Source organism: Lederbergia lenta NBRC 16444, from assembly GCF_001591545.1.
GTDB classification, from domain to species: Bacteria; Bacillota; Bacilli; order Bacillales; family Bacillaceae_C; genus Lederbergia; species Lederbergia lenta.
Genome location: NZ_BCVC01000001.1, coordinates 908,969 through 931,032 on the forward strand (window position 1 = coordinate 908,969; position 22,064 = coordinate 931,032).

General features: G+C 38.1%; 21 protein-coding genes. 14 read left to right on the forward strand and 7 right to left on the reverse strand.

Annotated elements, in window-relative coordinates; translation table 11 throughout:
- Positions 1–31: 31 nt before the first annotated feature.
- The 5 genes from BLE01S_RS04185 to BLE01S_RS04205 all read left to right on the forward strand — a co-directional run bounded on the left by BLE01S_RS04185 (position 32) and on the right by BLE01S_RS04205 (position 6,597).
- Positions 32–1,894 (forward strand): methylmalonyl-CoA mutase family protein, encoded by a 1,863-nt coding sequence (locus BLE01S_RS04185; protein WP_066137508.1) that lies wholly within the window; start codon positions 32–34, stop codon positions 1,892–1,894.
- Positions 1,884–4,055, forward strand: coding sequence for a methylmalonyl-CoA mutase (gene scpA / locus BLE01S_RS04190; RefSeq protein WP_082788582.1), 2,172 nt, complete (start codon positions 1,884–1,886; stop codon positions 4,053–4,055). Before BLE01S_RS04185 ends, scpA begins: the two co-directional genes overlap by 11 nt.
- Complete coding sequence (gene meaB / locus BLE01S_RS04195; protein WP_066137510.1) at positions 4,048–5,076, forward strand: methylmalonyl Co-A mutase-associated GTPase MeaB; 1,029 nt, start codon at positions 4,048–4,050, stop codon at positions 5,074–5,076. Before scpA ends, meaB begins: the two co-directional genes overlap by 8 nt.
- 391 nt (positions 5,077–5,467) lie before the next feature.
- Positions 5,468–5,905, forward strand: a complete 438-nt coding sequence (locus BLE01S_RS04200) for a BrxA/BrxB family bacilliredoxin (protein WP_066137512.1) — start codon at positions 5,468–5,470, stop codon at positions 5,903–5,905.
- Positions 5,906–6,090: 185 nt separating this feature from the next.
- Positions 6,091–6,597, forward strand: coding sequence for a L,D-transpeptidase (locus BLE01S_RS04205; RefSeq protein ID WP_066137514.1), 507 nt, complete (start codon positions 6,091–6,093; stop codon positions 6,595–6,597).
- Between the two features lie 52 nt (positions 6,598–6,649).
- On the opposite strand, the gene prli42 is transcribed toward BLE01S_RS04205, so the two are convergent.
- Positions 6,650–6,742: a stressosome-associated protein Prli42 gene (prli42, locus tag BLE01S_RS20685; RefSeq protein WP_157419481.1), complete on the reverse strand. Its 93-nt coding sequence runs from the start codon at positions 6,740–6,742 to the stop codon at positions 6,650–6,652.
- A 157-nt stretch (positions 6,743–6,899) separates the two neighbouring features.
- Between prli42 and mce the strand changes: the two genes are divergently transcribed.
- From mce to BLE01S_RS04230, 5 genes are read left to right on the forward strand one after another with little or no spacing between them, the layout of a single operon-like run.
- Positions 6,900–7,322 (forward strand): methylmalonyl-CoA epimerase, encoded by a 423-nt coding sequence (gene mce / locus BLE01S_RS04210; protein WP_066137517.1) that lies wholly within the window; start codon positions 6,900–6,902, stop codon positions 7,320–7,322.
- On the forward strand, positions 7,315–8,865 hold the full coding sequence (locus tag BLE01S_RS04215; protein WP_174521703.1) for an acyl-CoA carboxylase subunit beta: 1,551 nt from the start codon (positions 7,315–7,317) through the stop codon (positions 8,863–8,865). Before mce ends, BLE01S_RS04215 begins: the two co-directional genes overlap by 8 nt.
- A gap of 35 nt (positions 8,866–8,900) precedes the next feature.
- Positions 8,901–10,022: a M20/M25/M40 family metallo-hydrolase gene (locus BLE01S_RS04220; RefSeq protein WP_066137522.1), complete on the forward strand. Its 1,122-nt coding sequence runs from the start codon at positions 8,901–8,903 to the stop codon at positions 10,020–10,022.
- 54 nt (positions 10,023–10,076) lie between these two features.
- Positions 10,077–10,547 (forward strand): chemotaxis protein CheW, encoded by a 471-nt coding sequence (locus BLE01S_RS04225; protein ID WP_082788584.1) that lies wholly within the window; start codon positions 10,077–10,079, stop codon positions 10,545–10,547.
- A 54-nt stretch (positions 10,548–10,601) separates the two neighbouring features.
- Positions 10,602–11,816, forward strand: coding sequence for a DNA polymerase IV (locus tag BLE01S_RS04230; protein ID WP_066137524.1), 1,215 nt, complete (start codon positions 10,602–10,604; stop codon positions 11,814–11,816).
- A 3-nt stretch (positions 11,817–11,819) separates the two neighbouring features.
- Here the strand turns inward: BLE01S_RS04230 and BLE01S_RS04235 are convergent, their stop codons facing one another.
- Positions 11,820–12,263 (reverse strand): YueI family protein, encoded by a 444-nt coding sequence (locus BLE01S_RS04235; RefSeq protein WP_066137526.1) that lies wholly within the window; start codon positions 12,261–12,263, stop codon positions 11,820–11,822.
- A gap of 320 nt (positions 12,264–12,583) precedes the next feature.
- Complete coding sequence (zwf, locus tag BLE01S_RS04240; protein WP_066137528.1) at positions 12,584–14,086, reverse strand: glucose-6-phosphate dehydrogenase; 1,503 nt, start codon at positions 14,084–14,086, stop codon at positions 12,584–12,586.
- A gap of 178 nt (positions 14,087–14,264) precedes the next feature.
- Between zwf and rnz the strand changes: the two genes are divergently transcribed.
- Positions 14,265–15,212, forward strand: a complete 948-nt coding sequence (gene rnz / locus BLE01S_RS04245; RefSeq protein WP_066137530.1) for a ribonuclease Z — start codon at positions 14,265–14,267, stop codon at positions 15,210–15,212.
- A gap of 113 nt (positions 15,213–15,325) precedes the next feature.
- Here the strand turns inward: rnz and namA are convergent, their stop codons facing one another.
- Positions 15,326–16,342, reverse strand: a complete 1,017-nt coding sequence (gene namA, locus BLE01S_RS04250) for an NADPH dehydrogenase NamA (RefSeq protein ID WP_066137533.1) — start codon at positions 16,340–16,342, stop codon at positions 15,326–15,328.
- A gap of 78 nt (positions 16,343–16,420) precedes the next feature.
- Positions 16,421–17,254 carry a pyrroline-5-carboxylate reductase gene (gene proC / locus BLE01S_RS04255; protein WP_082788585.1) on the reverse strand — a complete coding sequence of 278 codons (834 nt, stop codon included), beginning with the start codon at positions 17,252–17,254 and terminating at the stop codon, positions 16,421–16,423.
- A 452-nt stretch (positions 17,255–17,706) separates the two neighbouring features.
- On the opposite strand from proC, the gene BLE01S_RS04260 reads away from it, so the two are divergent.
- The 3 genes from BLE01S_RS04260 to map all read left to right on the forward strand — a co-directional run bounded on the left by BLE01S_RS04260 (position 17,707) and on the right by map (position 20,293).
- Positions 17,707–18,693 carry an MBL fold metallo-hydrolase gene (locus BLE01S_RS04260; protein ID WP_338034366.1) on the forward strand — a complete coding sequence of 329 codons (987 nt, stop codon included), beginning with the start codon at positions 17,707–17,709 and terminating at the stop codon, positions 18,691–18,693.
- On the forward strand, positions 18,690–19,487 hold the full coding sequence (locus BLE01S_RS04265; protein WP_066137537.1) for an SDR family NAD(P)-dependent oxidoreductase: 798 nt from the start codon (positions 18,690–18,692) through the stop codon (positions 19,485–19,487). Before BLE01S_RS04260 ends, BLE01S_RS04265 begins: the two co-directional genes overlap by 4 nt.
- Before the next feature lie 62 nt (positions 19,488–19,549).
- Positions 19,550–20,293 (forward strand): type I methionyl aminopeptidase, encoded by a 744-nt coding sequence (map, locus tag BLE01S_RS04270; RefSeq protein WP_066137539.1) that lies wholly within the window; start codon positions 19,550–19,552, stop codon positions 20,291–20,293.
- A 61-nt stretch (positions 20,294–20,354) separates the two neighbouring features.
- On the opposite strand, the gene BLE01S_RS04275 is transcribed toward map, so the two are convergent.
- Positions 20,355–20,699 (reverse strand): YolD-like family protein, encoded by a 345-nt coding sequence (locus tag BLE01S_RS04275; protein WP_066137541.1) that lies wholly within the window; start codon positions 20,697–20,699, stop codon positions 20,355–20,357.
- Positions 20,700–20,811: 112 nt separating this feature from the next.
- A complete protein-coding gene (locus tag BLE01S_RS04280; RefSeq protein WP_066137543.1) occupies positions 20,812–22,044 on the reverse strand; it encodes a DNA polymerase IV in 1,233 nt (410 codons plus the stop codon).
- Positions 22,045–22,064 lie beyond the last annotated feature (20 nt).

Here is a 22,064-nt window from a genome sequence, read left to right on the forward strand (position 1 = left end):
GAGCGGTTACATACCAAGGAGGGTGTGTCCCATGTCGATTGAAAAAGCAAGAAAAGTCTCTTTTATGCCGTCTAGTCTTAATCACTGGGAATCAGTAGTGAAAAAAACTTTACGTGAAAAATCTATTGATTCTTTAAGTAAAGAAACGTATGAAGGAATTAAATTATCGCCACTATATACTAAAAAACATCTCGAGTTGAATAAAGTCGATCAATTTCCAGGCATCGGATCCAATATTAGAGGTATTGATCATGATAAGAATGAAAATACATGGAAGATTGCCCAGGTACTCGAAAACAATAATTGGGATTTCATTAAAAATGCATTATTAACTGAGATCAAAAGTGGACAAGAAACAATTTCTTTTGATGTAGATAAACTGTCAGACGTTGATAAGCTAAGTTTTAAAGAACTAAGAGAAATGATTGATTTTAATAGATATCCGCCCTTTTTAATATGTAAAGAAAATTTTCAAGCAACTGCAAAAAAATTGCTGCAAAGTGGGAGTGGAGATTTTTCTGGAGTGATAGGAACGGATTTACTATCAGCTGGATTAAATAATGGGTTTTTGTTTAAGCGACCTAGTAAGAAATTAGATAAATGGATGGAAACTGTAAATAAGTTAGATAGGCAATTCAATCATTTACGCACGATTGTAATAGATGTAACACCGTATCACTTAAGTGGAGCGAACGCCGTACAGGAATTGGGAATCGCTATTAGTGAGGCGGTTTTTTATATAGAAACAATGCAGGAATATGGATGGGAACCAGTTAAAACAATGCAGAAAATAGTATTCCAGTTTTCAATTGGCGGACGATTTTTTTTAGAGATAGCGAAATTACGTGCATTTAAAAATTTATGGAAAACAATTGCAGATGCATACGATGTTCCAAATGAACAAAATTGTGCATTGATCAGTGTGCAGACATCCAGTTTAACCCACTCTAAATTAGACCCTTATGTGAACATGTTACGAAGTGGAAATCAAGCGTTTGCTGCGGTGGTAGGAGGTATTGATTTTCTGCATGTAACACCCTTTGATGGAGTCAAAGGACAATCAAGCTCCTTTTCTAATAGAGTTTCGAGAAACACTCATTTGCTACTCCGAGAAGAAGCACATTTAAGTAGAGTTGTGGATCCAGGCGGTGGTTCTTATTATATCGAATCAGTGACAAGGGAGCTTATTGAAAAAGCATGGAGTTTTTTTCAGAAGATTGATAGAAAAGAAGGAGTATATGAAGTGCTCCGATCTGGTTGGTTGCAACAAGAATTAAAGAATACGATGCGGCAGCGGAAAAGTGATGCGGAAACAAGAGTAAATAAGCTAATTGGTGTAAATATATATGCCAAGCTTGATGAACAAGTTTTTAATCAAGATAAACCGATTACTATGTTCCAGAGGCAAATAGAAGAAGATACATTGGAAGTGACACCGTTAATTGCTGAAAGAATTGGGGGGGGATTTGAAAATCTTCGCCATCGATCTGCCGAACTAGGAACTCCGATCGCTGGCTTAATCTGCCTAGGATTATTAAAAGACTATAAACCACGGGCAGATTTTGTTTCTAGTGTGTTATCTGCAGGAGGGATACATACAGAGTGGAGTGGAAATTGTGAAAGTATCGATGATGTCAAAAATTTTATCATGAATAATCCAAGAGAATATTATTGTATTTGTGTGACTGATGAAAAGTACAACGAGTTGATAATTCAATTAATGAAATTGCTAGAAGAGAAAAATTGTACTAGCGTGGTTGATATTGCAGGGAAATATGATCAAAAGAAATTGACCGAGTTTGGTGTACAAGGAACTATTTATTCAGGGCAGAACCTAAAAGAAAAACTAGACTCTTTAATAGCAATTTGGGAGGTGTCCGAAAATGAGGATTAAACCTAATTTTCAAGAGATATATCCTACACATGCACCTAAAGTAAATGAAAATCTTAACCATTTCAGTTGCTCAACATTTAATACGAATGAGCAAATAGCCGTTAAATCCTTATATACAGAAAAAGATTTATCTGGACTGGAGCATCTAGATGATTTGCCAGGAATTGCTCCTTTCACTCGTGGTCCCTATCCAACAATGTATGTAAATAAGCCTTGGACAGTAAGACAATATGCTGGTTTTTCCACTGCTGAAGAAAGCAATGCATTTTATCGCCGAAATTTGGAGATGGGGCAAAAGGGGCTGTCCGTTGCCTTTGATTTAGCAACACATCGAGGATACGACTCAGATCATCCTAGGGTGGAAGGTGATGTAGGTAAAGCGGGTGTAGCAATTGATTCTGTTCTTGATATGAAAATCTTATTTAATGGTATTCCGCTAGATCAAATGTCTGTATCGATGACGATGAACGGAGCAGTTATCCCAATTATGGCTTTTTATATTGTAGCAGCAGAAGAGCAAGGAGTAAGTAAGGAAAAATTATCTGGCACAATTCAAAATGATATTTTAAAAGAATATATGGTGCGAAACACATATATCTATCCACCCGAACTATCGATGAGAATCATTGGCGATATTTTTGACTATACATCTGCATTTATGCCGAAATTCAATAGTATTTCCATTTCTGGTTACCATTTGCAAGAAGCAGGTGCACCTGCGGACATTGAGCTTGCTTATACACTGGCAGATGGCTTGGAATATGTGAGAACAGGTCTGGGTGCAGGAATCAATATTGACGCATTTGCGCCAAGGCTATCCTTTTTTTGGGGGATAGGCATGAATTATTTTATGGAAGTAGCTAAATTGCGGGCTGCTAGAAGAATGTGGGCGCAGATTATAAGTCCATTTCATCCGAAAAATCCTAAGTCGCTCTCATTACGAACACATAGCCAGACTTCAGGATGGAGTTTGACAGAGCAAGATCCGTATAATAATGTAATGAGAACTTTAATTGAAGCACATGCTGCAGTGATGGGCCATACACAGTCACTCCATACAAACGCGTTAGATGAAGCGATTGCTTTGCCAACAGATTTTTCTGCTCGAATCGCTAGAAATACGCAATTATTTCTACAGGAAGAAACAGGGTTGACAGATGTGATAGATCCTTGGGGAGGCTCTTATTATGTGGAAGCCTTGACAAATCAGCTCATGGAGCGGGCATGGACACATATAGAGGAAATTGAAGAGCTTGGTGGAATGACCAAAGCAATTGAAACAGGGCTTCCTAAAATGAGGATTGAAGAAGCAGCCGCTAGAAGACAGGCATTGATTGATTCGAAGAAAGAAACAATTATTGGCGTTAATAAATATCGTTTAGATCAGGAAGAAACGATGGATATATTAAATATCGATAATGAGGCAGTTCGCCAGATGCAGGTTGAACGCCTTGCTCAACTTAAAAAAGATAGAAATAATAAAGAAGTAGATCATGCGCTGGCAGCGTTAAGTGAAGGGGCGAAAACAGCGAAAGCAAACTTATTAAAGTTAGCTGTAGAAGCAGCTCGTGCTCGAGCAACCCTAGGTGAAATATCGAATGCGATTGAAAAAATAGCTGGAAGACATAAAGCAGTGATTAGATCGATAAGCGGGGTGTATGGTTCTCATTTTTCGGATGAAGAGGAAATAGAAGTTGTAATAGGGATGGCAGAGGATTTTCTTGAGAATGAAGGACGACGCCCACGAATTTTAATTGCGAAGATGGGACAGGATGGGCATGATCGAGGCGCAAAAGTAATAGCAACCGCATTTGCAGACCTAGGTTTCGATGTGGATATCGGGCCATTATTTCAAACTCCAGAAGAAACCGCCAAACAAGCTGCAGAAAATGACGTTCACGTCATAGGCGTAAGTTCACTTGCAGCAGGGCATCGGACGCTCTTACCGAAATTAATGAAAGAGTTGAAACAAATTGACAGAGAGGATATTTTAGTTGTAATTGGTGGCGTAATTCCTGTCCAAGATTACGACTTTTTACGGGAAAATGGGGCAGCAGCTATTTTTGGTCCCGGTACGGTAATTCCCGTAGCTGCCCAAAAGGTCATTGAAGAGATATACCTGAGGCTAGGGTATGAGGAAGTGAAGGAAGAAAATGACTAAACATGCTCGAAAAAAGTTTATTAAAAAGGAGCGAAGCGAGCAGTCAGCAAAGCAACTAACCAAAGCCATTTTAAACGGGAACCGAAAGGCACTATTTAAAGCAATTACACTAATCGAAAGTAATGCTCAACATCATCAAGAAAGAGCGCAGGAGATGTTACAACCACTATTAGCCTATGCAGGTAGATCCATTAGAATTGGGATTACAGGTGTACCTGGTGCTGGTAAGAGTACATTTATTGAAGCTTTTGGGAAATTACTTTGTGATCAAGGTTATCGTGTGGCGGTTTTAGCAGTAGATCCAAGTTCGACAGTTAATGGTGGTAGTATTCTTGGGGATAAAACGAGAATGGAAGAGCTTGCGAAACATGAAAATGCTTTTATACGTCCTTCACCATCGAGTGGTACACTCGGTGGTGTGCACAAAAAAACGCGAGAAACGATCATTGCTTGTGAAGCAGCAGGCTTCGATCTAATAATTATAGAAACAGTTGGGATTGGCCAAAGTGAATCAGTCGTCAGAGGTATGGTTGATTTCTTCTTAATGCTTGTACTAACAGGTGCAGGTGATGAATTACAGGGGATGAAAAAAGGAGTTTTGGAATTAGTAGATGCTATTGCTGTTAATAAAGCAGACGGTGATAATCTCAAGCTTGCTATAAAAACGAGGAGAGAATATGCACAAATTTTACATCTTCTAAGGCCCGCAACAATCGGTTGGGAAACGAAGGCAGTCACCTGTTCATCATTGACAGGTGATGGCATTGAGTCTATTTGGAGTATGATACAAAACTTTACAGAGCTAGGAAAAACATCAAGTGTATTTTATGATCGGAGAAATGCCCAAGTGAGTGAATGGTTACATGCTATGATAAAGGATCGATTAGAATTATCCTTCTATCAACATGAAAAGGTAGGAGAAATAAGAAATTCAATAGAAGCAGATGTGATACAAGGGAAATTGACAGTGACAAAAGCTACAGATCAACTCTTTCGTGCATACCAAGATAACAAGAAATGAGAGAAGCCAGTCATTCGATGAGTTATAACTATTTACATTCTACTGAGGATAACCGGATCTAATTAGAGCTTTTTGTTAGTCGGTGTGTGATTGCATGATGTAGAAATAAAAAAAAGGACAGCTTGTGAAAAGCTGTCCAAAGGCATCTAGGGAGTTTAGGGGTATGGATCTAGATGTATTTATAACATACCCGAATTTATGATAATTAAACCTAAAAATATATTTTTCTTTCTTTGTTATTTGAACAGGTTTATGTCGATACCTATAAAATAATAATCTTTACCTTTTATGTCATGTAATCGGGCACGAATTAGATGCTTATACAATTTCAGTTATGCTATAATTGCAGGAGAATCATACCATTAAGTTAAAATAAAGGGAGCGAATATAAATGGAATTAGATTTTAATCTTTACATGAATGATGTCGTTAGCCAGGCACGTCAAGATATGGAGCAAGCTGGCTATAAACAACTAACTACTATTGAGGATGTGGAACAGGCTTTTGATAATAAAGGGACAACTCTTGTCATGATAAATTCAGTATGTGGTTGTGCTGGAGGCATTGCTCGCCCAGCTGCAGCACATTCGCTTCATTATGATAAGCGTCCAGATCATTTGGTTACGGTATTTGCAGGACAAGACAAAGAAGCTACGGCTAAAGCACGCAGCTACTTTACAGATTATCCACCATCCTCTCCATCATTTGCACTTTTAAAAGATGGTAAGGTTTGTACGATGGTCGAACGACATGAAATTGAAGGTCATGATCCAATGTCGGTAGTAAATAAACTTCAACAATATTTCGAACAATATTGCGAAGAAGTTTGATCAAGATGCCTCAATCTGTGTAAAACACATGTTGAGGTTTTTTCTTATCTGGAATGAATCGCCCTATTTGAAGCACAATAGTGAAGAAAGGCGCTTAAAGAAAAGTAAAAATGAGAGGCATAGAGAAATTCTGCATCATACCGTTTTACTTTTTCTTTCTAGCTATCTTAAAAAGGGTGATTACTTTGCGATTATTTTTAGTAGTAATATTAATAATTGGCTCACCGTTTTGGCCGTTGGGGGCTTCAATATTACCTGGTGATCCTTTAATTATCGTTAATAAAAAGACAAATGAGCTAGCATGGATTAATGATGGTAAAATAATAATGGAAACAAGTATAGCTACAGGGAAAACCAATGATTTAACTCCGGAAGGGTTATTTACAATTACAGTAAAAGCGGAGAATCCCTACTATCGAAAAAAAAACATTCCAGGGGGAGATCGACGCAATCCACTTGGTTCCAGATGGATTGGGTTTGATGCAAAAGGAACAGATGGACGGATTTACGGTTTACATGGCACGAACGACCCATCATCGATAGGGAAATATATATCCCAAGGATGTATCAGGCTGTCAACAATTCATCTTGAAGAACTTTATGATCAAGTAATAATCGGAACAAAAATAATAATAACAAATTCATCAAAATCATTTGAAGAGTTAGCATTAGAATTCGGAGCTAGAATGTAGATGTAACCGAACAAAAAGGCTCTTGCCTTTAGCATAGAGCCTTACAGTTATTTTACAAGAACGAGAGCCCTGCCATGACCGTTGTGGCGATCATAGAAAAAAGCATGACATAAATAATGATTTTCTGCATTTTTTTATTTGACATCCAGAAGCACTCCTTGCCACATGATATTATCTCTATTTTATATCCAAATGGCATTTGAGACAACCCATCATTATTAGGAATTATGGCTATTTAATTTTAACTCTAATTATATAGATAATTTCAAGATGTTTTTATATGATAAAGAGGGGTGTTATTCGTGCAGAGTGTCAATCACATTGGAATAGCAGTCAAGTCATTGGAAGCTACACTGCCTTTTTATACAAATGTTTTAGGATTGAAATGTATAGCAATTGAAGTGGTGCAAGCCGAACAAGTAAAGATAGCCTTTCTTGACGCAGGAAATGTGAAAATCGAACTCTTAGAGCCAACAAACTCAAGGAGTGCTATTTCCAAATTTATTGCAAAGCGCGGGGAAGGAATACACCATGTTGCCTTTAATGTCCAATCCATTGATAGCCGAATCAATGAGATGAAAGAGCAAGGGATCCACATGTTAAATGATTTTCCAAAAAAAGGTGCCGGTGGAGCGATGGTAGCTTTCATGCATCCAAAATCTAGTCATGGAGTTTTGTATGAGTTCTGCGAAAAAAAGCCATTGGGGGAGATGGATAGTGACTGATATTTATAAAAAAATAAATAGTCTATACGATCGCCGAAGGGAAGCTGAATTAGGTGGCGGGGATAAGCGAATTCAAAAACAGCATGATAAAGGTAAACTGACAGCAAGAGAGCGAATCGATTTACTTGTGGATCCAGGTTCATTTATAGAATTAAATCCATTCATTGAACATCGATCAACGGATTTTGGGCTAGAAAATACTAAATACCCTGGCGATGGGGTTGTCACGGGTTATGGTAAAGTAAACGGGCGGCAGATCTTTCTTTTTTCTCAAGATTTTACTGTATTCGGTGGAGCACTAGGAGAAATGCATGCTGAAAAAATTGTAAAGGCAATGGATTTAGCTGTAAAAAATGGAGCGCCGTTTATCGGACTAAACGACTCTGGTGGCGCAAGAATACAAGAAGGTGTTGTATCATTAGACGGTTATGGCCACGTTTTTTATCGAAATGCCATTTATTCAGGTGTTATCCCACAAATATCCGTTATAATGGGACCATGTGCCGGCGGAGCGGTTTATTCTCCGGCGATTACCGATTTTGTGTTTATGGTTGACCGAACCAGCCAAATGTTTATTACTGGACCAAAAGTTATTGAAACCGTTACGGGTGAAAGTATTTCTTCAGAAGATTTAGGTGGCTCTAAAGTACATAATAATATTAGCGGCAATGCGCATTTTCGAGCTAAAAATGAGAATGAGATATTGGAAATGGTTCGTAGACTACTTGAATATTTACCGCAAAATAATCAAGAAAAACCTTGCATAAAGGAATGGCAATCCAAAGAAGATTTGAGACCTGATTTAACAGATCTTGTTCCGTTCGATGCAGTAAGACCCTATGATGTAAGAACCGTAATAAAAGAAATAATGGATGAACAATCCTTTTTCGAGGTTCAGAAAGAATTTGCTAAAAATATCGTGATCGGTTTTGCAAGAATTCGTGGTGAAGTAGTTGGTCTTGTATGCAACCAACCAAAGGTCATGGCAGGAAGTCTTGATATAAACTCTTCCGATAAAGCAGCGAGATTTATCCGTCTTTGTGATTCCTTTAATATTCCTTTGATTACGTTTGAGGATGTAACAGGTTTTTTTCCGGGAATTAAACAAGAGCATGGTGGTATTATTAGACATGGAGCGAAGATTTTGTATGCTTATTCAGAAGCAACAGTGCCGAAAATAACGGTGATTTTGCGTAAAGCCTATGGTGGAGCGTATGTAGCACTCAATAGTAAAGCAATCGGAGCAGATCTTGTGTATGCGTGGCCAAATGCGGAAATTGGTGTGATGGGTCCTCATGGAGCCGCAAATATCATTTTTGCTCGTGATATCCAAAATAGCGAAACCCCAGAAGAAACGCGTGCACACAAGATTGAAGAGTACCGCGAGAAATTTTCCAACCCTTATATTGCGGCAGCAAGAGGGATGGTAGATGATGTGATCGATCCACGGGAAACGAGAATAAAAATTATACAAGCGCTAGAAATGCTACGTAATAAACAAGAAGAAAGACCGAAGAAAAAGCATGGGAATATCCCACTGTAATGACGAAATTAAATATATTTATGGAGGTCATATGTATGATCAATGAAGAACGCCTACTAAATGAATTTCTAGAATTAGTACAAATTGATTCGGAAACGAAATATGAAACAGAAATTGCTAAAGTATTAAAACAAAAATTTGAAGCACTTGGTGTGCATGTTTTTGAAGATGATACAAAAGAAGAAACTGGACATGGGGCTGGAAATTTAATCTGTACATTAGAAGGAACAAAAGAAAATGCAGATACGATCTATTTTACATCCCATATGGATACTGTCGTTCCAGGAAATGGTATCAAACCCTCCATTGAAAATGGACATGTTATTACGGATGGAACGACGATTCTTGGGGCGGATGATAAAGCAGGCCTTGCCGCAATGTTAGAAGCGATTCGTGTACTGAAAGAAGAAAAGGTTTCACATGGCAGTATTCAGTTTATTATTACAGTTGGTGAGGAATCAGGCCTTGTAGGTGCCAAAGCACTTGATTCATCTCTCGTAAAAGCTAAATATGGTTTTGCACTAGATAGTGATGGGACAGTAGGAAATATCATTATTGCAGCTCCTACTCAAGCAAAGATTACAGCAGAAATCCATGGTAAAACAGCACATGCTGGAGTGGCTCCTGAAAAAGGTGTGTCTGCAATTACCATTGCCGCAAAAGCAGTTGCTAAAATGCCGCTTGGTAGAATCGATGAGGAAACTACTGCAAATATTGGTCGCTTTGAAGGTGGACAAGCTACGAATATTGTAGCAGACCAAGCTTTTGTACTTGCTGAAGCAAGATCATTAATACCGGAAAAAATGGAAGCACAAGTAGAAACAATGAAAATAGCTTTTGAAGAAGTTGCGGAGCAAATGGGAGGAAAGGCATTCGTTAATGTAGAAATCATGTACCCTGGTTTCAAATATGGTGATGGAGACTTAGTTGTTGAAATAGCTAAAAAAGCTGCAAAGGAAATTGGACGTGAGCCTAAATTGTTAACAAGCGGTGGAGGTAGTGATGCGAATATTATCGCGGGTTTTAATATCCCTACTGTGAATCTTGCTGTTGGTTATGAAGAAATTCATACAACGAATGAAAGAATGCCGATAGAAGAATTAAATAAACTTGCTGAAATGGTAGTTGCAGTTGTGAAGGAAGTAGCTAAACAATAATGAATGATGCAGGCTGCTTAGCAGCCTGCAAGTAATGAATTTGGAGTGATAATATTGTCAGAAAAAGTGGTTGTTTTTCATGCTGGTCATGAGGAGTATGCAATTCCTATTCCATATGTTATTTCGATAGAAAAAGTGGAGTATATTAACCCCGTTCCACATTTGCCGGTATATATGAGAGGGATAACAAAATCACGGGATACATTGATTCCGGTTTTGGATTTAGGTCACATTTTATATCATTCACATACTGTTATAGATGATGAGGTACGAATGATTGTTATTTATACAAAGGAATTTTCATTTGGACTGCTTGTTAAAGAAGCGAAAGAAATAATAGAGATCCCAATGGAGGCACAAAAACAAGTTGGTCTAGTTGCTTACAAAAAAACAAAATATTTTTCTTCCATTGCCAATATGGGAGACAGATTGATAACGATGATTGATCCGGTGGCAATGCTTGAAGTTTCAGAAGGGGTTAAAGAAATTAAAGACTATTTAATCGAACAAAAGCAAGAGGCATAAAAATGAAAAAAATAATTGTCTATATAAATTAGATTTTCTGTGAAGGTGATATGGGTGAAAGCATTTTATCCTAAAAAAGGCCGCGTAATACTTCATGTTGATATGAACAGCTTTTTTGCATCTGTGGAAATGGCGCATGATCCTTCATTGAAGGGAAAGCCACTTGCAATCGCAGGGGATGTGGAACAACGAAGGGGTATTGTCGTTACATGTAGTTATGAGGCGCGGAAGTATGGCATCAAAACAACAATGCCACTATGGGAGGCCAAAAAGCTTTGTTCACATCTCATCGTTAAAAAGCCTAATCATCATCGTTATCGGGAAGTATCACAGGCAATTTTTGAGGAATTTCGGCAAATTACAGAGTGGGTAGAGCCGGTATCCATTGATGAAGGTTACTTAGATATTACTAATTGTCATGAGCTTGGAACACCTATGGACATAGCTTTTACTATTCAACAAAATTTATTACGTAAACTTGATTTGCCGTGTAGCATTGGCATAGCACCGAATAAATTTTTAGCAAAAATGGCCTCAGATATGAAAAAGCCACTAGGCATAACTGTTTTACGAAAAAGGGATATACCGCATATCATATGGCCACTCCCAATTATAGAAATGCATGGGGTTGGTGCAAAAACAGCTGAAAAACTAGCTGGAGTTAACGTTTACACGATCGGGGATTTAGTTCAGTTAAAGGATCATCAGTTAAAAACTATTCTAGGAATTCGGGGAATAAAACTAAAAGAGCGAGCTGATGGTCTTGATTTGCGCGCCGTTGATCCAGCGGCAGCTGAGGAGAATAAAAGTATAGGAAGTTCTACCACTTTACCCCGTGATATAACGATTCAATCTGAGCTCAACGTTATCTTAGAGAAGCTTGCTGAAAGTGTCTGCCAACGGTTAAAGCGGAAAGGTTATCTGACAAAAAACGTTTCAGTTACGATCCGTTATAAAGATCGCAGAACTATTTCAAGAAGTAGAAAATTGATTAACCCAATTAATAAGGCCGAGGATATTTTAATAGCCGCTAAAACGTTATTTATTGAGAATTGGAATGGGGATGCGATTCGTCTGCTGGGAATTACTGGGCAAGACCTTGTAGAAGAAGATAGTGCAATTGAACAGCTTGATCTATTTTCATATGAAAAAGAAGCCCGCAAAGAGCCCTTATATAAGGCAATAGCGAGCATCAAAAGTAAATATGGTGATGATATTGTACAAAAAGGTATGGATGTTCATACCTTTTTGAATAGGAAAAAACCATAGTCCTTATTTTTTTAAATAGTTAAAGATTCGAGAAGCTAAACTTTTCTTTGGTTTTTTCATAACAATATTTTTATTTTTATTCTTTGTGATATAAATTTCCTCTTTGTTTATTGCGTAATCATAAGCTAGAACAAGCCCAATATCTGTTTTAGTATTCTGATTTGCCACGATGGAAAAAGGAATATTTTTTTTACGTGCAAGATGAATGTAATCTGATAAGAAAGAGTAATCCAGATCACCATTTAACAACATTGTGGCTTCTGGATGTTCATCCATTAACGTTTCTACTTCCGGATAAACGCCGTGTTCCATCACTTGGCTTTTCGTTAAGACACTAACGATTCTTTCTCTGAGAGTACCAAGAAACTTTTTTCGCTCTTCAGGCTTTATTTGCTTTGTACCATATATGCCATTTTGTAAATATTCATCCACATTGGAATTTTTCACGGCTTTTACACCTCCGCGATACTATATTCTTCCGATTTAATAAAGTGAAAATAATCTCTATGGAGTTTTCCCCTTGAAGCTAACAAAGACTGCGAACTTAATAAACGACGAGATATCCATGCCTCACCAACTGAGGTATGGATATCTTTCTTTAAGTACGTCATAAATTACTCTAAGACCATACTGAGACGCTAGGTACTCTAGGTCCAGTCAATCCATCATGTAATTAAACGATTGCCATTCTATTACACTGCTTACCGTGTCCTTTATCTCGTGCGAAAGAGCTTCCTCACGTCACTAAAAGGGTATTTTCGCATTTCTTATTTACAATCATCTATATCATAATTTGAGACGGGCCACCAGGAGAAGCCGTCTTTTTCTAAAAGTTGATCTGCTGCTTCTGGTCCCATAGAACCTGCTGGATAGTTTGGAAACTCCGCTTTTTTATTTTCCCAAAAATTGCTGATTTTATCAACGAAATTCCAAGATAGTGCAACTTCGTCCCAGTGGGTAAAATTAGTAGCATCTCCACGAAGGCAATCAAATAATAATTTTTCGTATGCTTCGGGTGTGTTTAACCCTGCGACATCATTATTTGCAAAGTTGAGTTTAACTGGTGTAGTCTCCATCGTTTGACCGGATTGCTTTGCATTCAAATGCAAAGTAATACCTTCTTCTGGCTGAATGTGAATGACGAGTAAATTAGGCGCCAGTTTCTTTTCGGAATTATAGTAAAGATTCATTGGAACATCTTTAAATTGAATAATAATTTTCGTTGATTTCTCCGTCATTCTCTTTCCAGTTCTGATATAGAAAGGAACGCCAGCCCACCGGAAATTATCAATCATTAATTTACCAGCTACAAAAGTAGCTGTATTGGAGTCAGGATTTACATTCATCTCTTCCCGGTACCCAAGAAGCTGTTGTCCATTGTCTTCACCTGGTCCGTATTGGCCACGTACAAAATAATCTTTTATTTCTTCATTTTCAATTGAACGGAGTGCGCTGAGTACTTTTACTTTCTCACTGCGAATTTCTTTCGGGGTTAACCGAATTGGTGGTTCCATTGCGAGCAATGCGACCATCTGCAACATATGATTTTGAAACATATCCCGTAACGCACCGCTTGTTTCGTAATATCCCCCACGTTCCTCTACACCTAACATTTCACTAGAAGTGATTTGAATATTCGAGATGAAGCGGTTGTTCCATTGCGGTTCAAAAATTGCGTTGGCAAATCGAATAACCTCAATATTTTGGACCATTTCTTTACCGAGATAATGGTCAATTCGGTATATATCATTTTCAGAAAAAACATTACGAATTTGTTTATTTAGCTGGATCGCCGAGTCGAGATCATGTCCAAATGGCTTTTCAATAACTAAACGATGAAAACCATCTGTATCTGTTAAACCATCTATTTTTAAATGTTCCGCGATCGTGCCAAAAAATTCCGGCGCCATGGCTAAATAAAAAATCCGGTTTCCTTCTAATGAATATTTTTGATCCAGTTGGTTTGCAAGATCTTTCAATTGTATGTAAGATTGCGAATCAGTCACATCATGAGATTGATAATAAAAATGAGAAATAAACTTTTCGATATCTTCAGCATCATGTATAGATGAGAGAACAGAGTCTTTTACATGTTCTCTTAAAACTTCATTTGTCCAAGGGCGTCTTGCCACACCCACAACTGCAAAATGTTCTGCAAGTTTACCTTTTCTAAAAAGATGATAAAGGGAAGGGTAAAGCTTTCTTTTAGCTAAATCACCTGTCGCTCCAAAAATCATAATTAATGATGCTGGTGTTTCTGATTGAATCATAATGAAAACCTCTCTTTTTTTCATAAACTTTTTTCCGCAATTTAAAACTTCTTTACTATCTTATCAAGTATTCTGAAAAAAGACGACATGTTATATCGAATTTACAAAAAAATATCCATATTATTATTCCAAGCATATATGTTAATATATAAAACATAGCCTTGGAGGTGATTTAAAAGTGGAACTTATGTTTCTTGGTACAGGTGCAGGAGTACCTGCAAAGTTGCGAAATGTTACCGCGATGGCTCTTAAGTTATTAGAAGAAAGAAACGCCATTTGGTTATTCGATTGTGGTGAGGCGACTCAACATCAAATTATCCATACTACTATCAAACCTAGAAAAATCGAAAAAATATTTATTACCCATCTTCATGGCGATCATATTTTTGGCTTACCTGGATTATTAGGAAGCCGATCGTTTCAAGGGGGCACATCTGCACTTACTGTCTACGGACCAAAAGGAATCCGTCAATACATAGAAGTTTCTCTGCAAGTGAGTCAGACACATGTAAAATACCCATTAGAAATCATTGAAATAGAAGAAGGAACCATCTTTGAAGATGAACAATTTCTAGTTGAGACCTTACTTCTTGATCATGCTGTTCCAAGTTACGGATTTCGTATCATCGAAAAAGATAAACAGGGGACACTTGATGCCCCGCGCCTTTTAACCGAAGGAATACCGCCAGGTCCTTTGTATAAGCGACTAAAAGATGGTGAAACAGTAACGCTAGAAGATGGTAGGGTATTACATGGCCGTGATTATTTAGGTCCAGATCAAAAAGGGAAAGTTATTTGTATTCTTGGTGATACAAGACCTTGTGAAAATGCACAGATGCTTGCAAAAAATGCAGACTTGCTCGTACATGAAGCAACCTTTGCCAGTGGAAGCGAAGATATGGCATATGATTATTTTCATTCAACAACAACCCAAGCTGCGGAACTTGCAATTGCAGCAGAAGTGCGTGCGCTTTGTCTTACCCATATTAGTTCCCGATACGGGAAAGATAAATGGAATGAACTTGTAGCAGAAGCAAGAAGCTTATTTCCTTCAACAACAATCGCTTATGATTTTAAAGAAATCTCTATCCCATATAACAGGGAGGAAGACGAAAAAACATATTAGGCCCGCATGATGCGGGTCTTTTTCTAGTTAAAGAAATAATAAAATTCGCGATCTGTGGAAAGCTTTGACGCACCTATATTGTGTCCGTTGCTAAACGGACGCTTACACTTCTTTTACCATCCTCGTTTGTATTGCTCCGGTGCCTCGATATCATAACCAAGTTCTTTAGCAGCATTTTTTGCCCAATAAGGATCACGTAAGAGAGCGCGCGCTAGAAAAATTAAATCAGCACGATTATTTTGCAAAATCTCTTCCGCTTGAATCCCTGTAGTAATCAAACCAACTGCACCTGTTGGAATAGTTGCCTCTTTGCGAATTTGATCCGCGAAAGGAACTTGATAGCCAGGGAAGGGAGAAATTTTGGCGGGCGCCACGGCACCGGAACTTACATCAATAAGATCGACACCTTGTTCCTTCATCCAACCTGCCATTGTAGAATAGTCATCCACATCTAATCCGTCATCCAGATAATCCTTTGCTGATATACGAACGAAAAGCGGCCCAGTCCAGACTAATTTAACTGCCTCAATTATTTTACGAAGAAATAGATATCGCTTTTCCTGTGATCCTCCGTATTCATCTGTACGTTTATTTGCTAGCGGCGAAAGGAATTCATTTATTAAGTAGCCGTGCGCACCATGTATTTCAATCACATCAAACCCGGCAACTTTCGCGCGTCTTGCTGCTTGTTTGAATGCTTCAATTGTGTCATCTATATCCATCTTGCTCATTTCTTTAGGTGTTTTCATTTTTGCGTTAAAAGGTAGCGGTGATGGCGCAACGATCTCTCCTTCTAGTTCCGCCTTGCGTCCAGCATGAGCAATTTGAATTCCAGCGACTGCCCCATGCTGCTTGACCATACTCACTAATTTGGCTAACCCATCAACATGGTCATCGCTCCAAATTCCTAAATCTTGAGGACTAATCCTTCCTTGCGGTGTCACTGCTGTTGCTTCCACCATAATAAGACCAACTTGGCCAACAGCTCGGCTTGTATAATGAGTATAATGCCAATCCTCGACCATTCCATTTTCATATTTCGACGAATACATGCACATCGGAGACATCACGATTCGGTTTTTCAATGTTACATTCTTTATTGTGAAAGGTTCAAACAATTTTACAGTCATATGCAACCTCCTAAAATGCTTTTTAACGCTAAACTATATTATAGCAATCATAGGGAGAAGAATGACAGTAGCTTGCTCTTATAAAGAGTTAATATGCTGTGATTCATGGGAAAATCCAAGTTTCTCCGATTGTTTTGCTGCTGTTTTTACACATTCGATGACTGCTTCTTTGACTGCTCTTTGTTGAAGAATTGTAATACCAGCTTCAGTTGTTCCACCTGGACTGGTCACTTCGCGGCGTAGCTCGGCTGCTTCTTTATCTGAAGACATAAGCATTTCTGTAGCCCCCGACAATGTTTGTAGAATAAGCTGTTTCGCTAATTCCGCTTCTAAACCCATGTCTTTAGCAGATTGTTCCATCGCTTCGACTAAATAATATATGTAAGCTGGCCCACTTCCTGCAAGACCTGTAATTGCATCTAGCTGCGTTTCTTCTACCACTGCTGTCATACCAATGGCGGAAAATATATCTAAAGTAAGCTGTTTCTGTTTTAATGTTACATTTTGATTAAAAGTGATTGCTGTTGCTGACTTTCCGACACTTGCAGATGTATTAGGCATCGCTCTTACAATAGGGCTCTTTTTATGAAGTCTTTCTTCCATAAAATGAATCGAAATCCCCGCTAAAACAGAAACGAATACAGTATTTTTTTCTATATATGGGAAGATTTTTTGCAAAACAGCATCGGCATCTTTAGGTTTCACTGCAAAAATAATGATGTCAGTGCTTTGTAATAATTCCTTCATATTGTAGGTAGTATGAAGACCATGTCGGTGTTCAAGCTCTTCCATTTTTTCTTTGTTGTTTCGGTTTGTTACATAAATCTGATCATTTTGACAAATTTCTTTTTCAATTAATCCTGTGATGATCGCTTCAGCCATATTTCCGGCTCCGATAAATGAGATTTTCACATGTTTCCCTCCGATGTTTTTCTAAAAAAAATCCCTCTCATCCTAATTAAAGGACGAAAGGGTTAGTTTCCGTTGTACCACCTTTATTAACTGCGTACAAATAAAGCAGCTATCTTCAGTCCTTATAACGCAAGGAATACGGTCAGAATTATTGACAGCTCGCTAGGCAGGTTCAATCGAAAAGTGGATGATGAAGTCTTGCAGCCATGGACCTCAATCTCTGGCACCATTTTCTATTTACTCGTCCCGGTCATTGCTACTTTCGCTTAAAGTTTAATTATGATTATGCTGTCAAGACAAGAAATTGTCAAGAATATTTTCGGGAAAAACAAACAGCATTATTCAAATATAATGACAAGCTTGATAGGAATCGCTACACTATAATTACTTGTAAATAATTAAGAAATTTTGATTGTTAAATAACTATATAATTATAGTAAAGTTGAGGGATAATGATGGTTAATTCTTTTGATGAAATAATTAAACTTACTTTGCCTACACCTTTTGTTGTTGGTGATGTTAATGTTTATATTGTAAAGGGGGATGCTTTAACGCTCATTGATGCTGGGATAAAGACGAATGAAGCATGGGAAGCTTTTCAATTTCAACTAACAGAAATTGGAATCGCACCTAAGGACATTGATCAAGTCGTTTTGACTCATCATCATCCAGATCACGTTGGCCTCCTTGAATGGCTACCAGAAGATATACCGGTATACGGGCATAAATATGTGCGTCCGTGGATAGAGATGGATGACAAGTTTTTCTCAAGCTATGATACGTTCTATAAAGGTCTACTCACCGAATTTGGGGTTGAAGGTAATTTTGACCAAATGTTAGAAAGAATGAAGGAACCACTTCGCTACTCCGCCAATCGTTTACTTACATATGAGATAGAAGAGGGTGATAGTGTTCCAGGGTTGGAAACTTGGTCTATTATTAATACACCTGGTCACGCGCAAAGCCATCTATCATTTTATCGGGAAGAAGATGGTATCCTACTTTCAGGTGATCATGTGCTTGCTACGATTTCTTCTAATCCGTTGCTTGAACCAGCATTGAACCCTAATGTTGAACGTCCTAAGCCTCAGCTACAATACAATGATTCATTGAAAAAACTTCTCAAAATAGAAATCAGTATGGCATACACAGGACATGGACCGGAAGTGATGAAGGTACATGAGCTTGTAAAACGTCGATTGAAACGTCAGCATGAAAAAGCTTTGCAAGTAGCTGAGATGTTGCAAGGTCGTCAGTTAACAACATATACAATTACCAAAAGTTTATTCCCAGCCGTGTATCAAAAAGAGCTTGGATTAACATTATCTGAAACAACAGCACAGCTTGATTATTTATTATCACTTGGAATAATTGAAAAAAGAATGGACGCTAAAGGGATTGCTTACTTTACGAAGCAGTCAGGAGGCGAAGGTGCATGAAAAATGAACGACTAAATGGTAAAATAGTTGTTATCACCGGGGCATCTGGCGGGCTAGGTGAACAAATTGCTCGGCAATGTGCCCGAAATGGTGCGAATTTATATTTACTTGCCAGAAGTCAGGGGCGTCTAGAGCAAATTTCCACCTCTATTCGTGAACAATATAAAGTAAAGTGTACTACGATAAGATTAGATATCACGCAATATGAACAAATTCCATCTGTTTTCCAACGTATTTATGAAGAGGCGGGGAAAATCGATGTGTTAGTAAATAATTCTGGATATGGAATTTTTGCGGAGGCAGAAAATATTAAGATTGCTGATGTAGAAGGTATGTTTGCAGTCAATGTGATCGGATTAATTGCTTGCACAAAAGAAGTGATCCCGTCTATGTGTAAGCAACAATCAGGCCAGATCATTAATATTGCTTCTCAAGCTGGAAAATTAGCTACTCCAAAGTCTAGCGTGTATTCTGCGTCAAAGCATGCTGTCCTAGGATTTACAAATAGCCTTCGGATGGAAATGTCAATATATGGTGTTCAAGTGATGTCAGTAAATCCAGGACCCATACGAACGACCTTTTTTGATAAGGCTGATCCAAGTGGTTCTTATTTAGAGAATTTAGGCCGTTATATGTTAGATACTGAGAAGGTAGCAGCAAATATTATTGCATCTATGCTTACTAACCGTCGAGAAATCAATATGCCTCGCTGGATGGATATAGCAGGGACGCTCCATACTTTAATGCCCAGAGTGGTTGAACGTGTTGGCAGAAAGGCATTTTTTAAAAAGTAAGCAATCGGGTATGATAACTGTGAGATAATAGGAAGAAAAATTGATAGGGAGAAGGGAAAGCAGTGATTGTAAAAACAGAACAGGATTTATTTAAACTTAAAGAAATTGGTAAAATAGTTGGACAGATTCGGGATGAAATGATTCAAAAAACACAACCAGGTATTACTACAAAAGAACTTGATGATTTTGCAGGAGAACTTTTTGAAAAGCATGGTGCGGTTTCGGGACCGAAAGGAGAATATGATTTTCCTGGCTTTACATGTATTAGCGTAAATGAGGAAGTGGCACATGGGATTCCAGGCAAGCGCGTGATTCAAGAAGGGGATTTAGTAAATATTGATGTATCAGGTTCCAAGAACGGTTATTTTGCGGATACTGGTCTTTCTTTTGTTGTTGGGGAAGGGGATCCCGTTTTATTCAATCTTTGTGAAGTAGCAAAGAAAGCATTTGAGGTGGGATTGAGTAAACTGAAAGTAGGCTCTAAAAAAAGTGGGATTGGTAAAGCCGTATACAGCACTGCAAAAAAACACGGCTTCACTGTGATAAAAAATCTTACTGGTCATGGAATTGGTTTCTCATTACATGAATCTCCAGATCATATACTAAATTATTATGACCCGTGGGACAATGAGCTATTGCCTGAAGGAGTGGTTATTGCCTTCGAACCGTTTATTTCCACTGGAGCGGAAGAGGTATATGAAAAGGAAGATGGTTGGACCTTTTCAACTAGAAATAAAAGCTTTGTCGCTCAAATTGAACACACAGTTATCGTTACAAAAGAAGGACCAATTATAATTACAGGCTAAAGCAAAAAAAAACATCCTTTATTCCTGAACGGGAATAAAGGGTGTTTTTGTATCTTGAATACTAAAGAAAATCAATTTGTAAGATTTCTTTAAAAAAGAGAAGGAGTGTATCTTGATCATTATCCAGTCTGATCCACCTTTCATATCTATCTACATTTTGGATCCACCCCGAAAACTGTGCGGGCCCATATTTTTCTATGAATGTAATTATCACTTCCTGTTTTTGTTCCATAGATATAATAATGATACGGTTGATTTCCTCAAGTTGGTCATTGTCAAGTATAGGAGGAGTAAATTCCTCTTGCTTACTGCGTTCCTTTAATAGCTGTTCTCTATGCTCAGGTAACATCATTCGGCTAGATTCCCATCTAACATTATATCCAGGTGTTAATTTGTTAGGGATCATTGAAATTTATCTCCACCTTTATCTGTTTTTTCATAGACCTATCCGTCCCACAAAAATCGTATAGTTCGCTTGTGGACACTGATAAGATTCTAATATAGGAGGCTGATGCTGTTTATTTATAATGTCCACCAATTTTTTCTGCACGATGGAAGGCTTGCCCTGCATTTGTTAAGGAAGAAGCGTGGATAAGGGCAGCCGGCCCATATTTGGCATAAACAAAGTCTAAGGCTTTATTTAAATTTTCCTTTTTGAGTTGAGAATCAAATAAGTTTAGTTGATAGTTATTTGCTGGCTGCAATTGTGAAAGTGTAATTCCTATGCTGCGAATCGGTGAGCCATCCCAATGCTTTTGAAATAATTGATAGGCAGAATAAAAGATATCCATTCCATAATTTGTCGGGGAGTCTAACTTTAGTTGGCGATGAAACCCATTTGGAAAATTAAAACTTGCTCCGCGAACTCCGACGGAAATAGTGCTTCCCATATAAAGCTTTAAGCGCGAGCGGCGAGCAACCTCTTCACTCAATTCCAATAGTACGACTTTAATATCTTGAATTCTTTCATAATCTTTAGGTAATGTCATATGATGACCGATTGCTTTTTGCTGATCGAGCGTTTTTACCGTAACGGGTGAATAATCAATGCCATTAGCTGTTTGCCATAGTACCTGCCCATTCATTCCCCAACGTTTTTCAAGAAGATCCAAGGGAAAATTAGCTAAATGGCCGATTGTTCGTATACCCATACGCCTTAAATGGTGATTCATTTTGCTGCCAACTCCGAACATTTTTCCAACTGGCAATGGCCATAAATCTTGTTGTATATTCTCGACGTCTAATTGAAATACACCATTTTTGTTTGTTTTTGCAAAATTATCGCAAGCCATTTTTGCAAGAACTTTGTTCGAACCGATTCCGACACGGGCACTAATTCCAATTGTATTCATCACTGTATTTCTGATGTTCTGGGCAATAGAGAGAGGATCTCCGAACAGCCGAACGCTAGCTGTTACATCCAAAAATTGTTCATCGATAGAAAAAATCTCCACCAAATCCGTAAACTGATTCAAAATATTCGTAATTTGAATAGACACATCAAGATAACGCTGCATGCGAGGCCGAACGATTATAGCGTGCGGACATTTTTGCTGTGCTTCCCATAATCTTTCGGCATTATTTACTCCCCATTTTTTGGCCAATGGACAAGCAGCAAGTACAACGCCACTCCGTCGTTCAGGATCTCCGGATACGATGACCGGCTTATCATTGAACTCTGGATGGTCTACTTTTTCTATCGAAGCATAAAACGATTGGATATCAACAAGGAAAATCACTTTATCGCTCATCGCGATATCTCCTTTCTACA

Coding starts and splice junctions, on each gene's coding strand:
- BLE01S_RS04185 (WP_066137508.1), top strand. CDS start 32: ATGTCGATTGAAAAAGCAAGAAAAGTCTCTTTTATGCCGTCTAGTCTT.
- scpA (WP_082788582.1), top strand. CDS start 1,884: ATGAGGATTAAACCTAATTTTCAAGAGATATATCCTACACATGCACCT.
- meaB (WP_066137510.1), top strand. CDS start 4,048: ATGACTAAACATGCTCGAAAAAAGTTTATTAAAAAGGAGCGAAGCGAG.
- BLE01S_RS04200 (WP_066137512.1), top strand. CDS start 5,468: ATGGAATTAGATTTTAATCTTTACATGAATGATGTCGTTAGCCAGGCA.
- prli42 (WP_157419481.1), bottom strand. CDS start 6,742: ATGTCAAATAAAAAAATGCAGAAAATCATTATTTATGTCATGCTTTTT.
- BLE01S_RS04220 (WP_066137522.1), top strand. CDS start 8,901: ATGATCAATGAAGAACGCCTACTAAATGAATTTCTAGAATTAGTACAA.
- zwf (WP_066137528.1), bottom strand. CDS start 14,086: ATGATTCAATCAGAAACACCAGCATCATTAATTATGATTTTTGGAGCG.
- namA (WP_066137533.1), bottom strand. CDS start 16,342: ATGACTGTAAAATTGTTTGAACCTTTCACAATAAAGAATGTAACATTG.
- BLE01S_RS04260 (WP_338034366.1), top strand. CDS start 17,707: ATGATGGTTAATTCTTTTGATGAAATAATTAAACTTACTTTGCCTACA.
- BLE01S_RS04265 (WP_066137537.1), top strand. CDS start 18,690: ATGAAAAATGAACGACTAAATGGTAAAATAGTTGTTATCACCGGGGCA.
- BLE01S_RS04275 (WP_066137541.1), bottom strand. CDS start 20,699: ATGATCCCTAACAAATTAACACCTGGATATAATGTTAGATGGGAATCT.
- BLE01S_RS04280 (WP_066137543.1), bottom strand. CDS start 22,044: ATGAGCGATAAAGTGATTTTCCTTGTTGATATCCAATCGTTTTATGCT.